This window comes from Ralstonia sp. VS2407 (assembly GCF_052950655.1).
In genome coordinates this window covers 1-463 of the sequence record NZ_JBRFVG010000266.1, presented here as the reverse complement: position 1 = coordinate 463, position 463 = coordinate 1, and the positions used below count along the sequence as shown (strand labels likewise).

2 protein-coding genes are annotated in these 463 nt (G+C 63.5%); both read right to left on the bottom strand.

The window, feature by feature from the left end:
- On the bottom strand, nucleotides 1-227 hold a 227-nt coding region (locus tag ACU8YE_RS24970), incomplete at its 3' end, for an SPFH domain-containing protein (RefSeq protein WP_264861609.1).
- Between the two features lie 33 nt (nucleotides 228-260).
- On the bottom strand, nucleotides 261-463 hold a 203-nt coding region (locus tag ACU8YE_RS24965; RefSeq protein WP_446930231.1), incomplete at its 5' end, for an NfeD family protein.

Below are 463 nucleotides of genomic sequence, written 5' to 3'. Positions count from 1 at the left end.
ATGCAGACCTGGCTCGGCACGTCGAGCGGAATTTCCTTCAGCACGTGCCGGTACGCGATGCGATCGACGAACGGCAGCACGATATTGAGGCCGGGCGACAACGTCGCGTGGTAGCGCCCGAAGCGCTCGAGCACCCATGCATGCTGCTGCGGCACGATCTTCACCGTCTTCGACACGATCACGATCGCGATGACGAGCAGGACAACCCAGATGATCAGCGAATCCATGAAATATTCCCTCCTTGTTGTATCAGCGGACGATCAGCCCGCGGGTTTCGCCACGACCACGAGGCAATTGCCGCGCACGGCGCTCACCTGGTACACGTGCGCATCGTCGCGCTCGCCGGCCGCGAGTTCGACGTCCCAGTCGGCGCCGCGATACTGCACGCGTGCGCGGCCGTCACGCCACGCGTCGACCGTGACGGTCGAGCCGATATCGAGATTGACGTCGGGATTCGTCGACG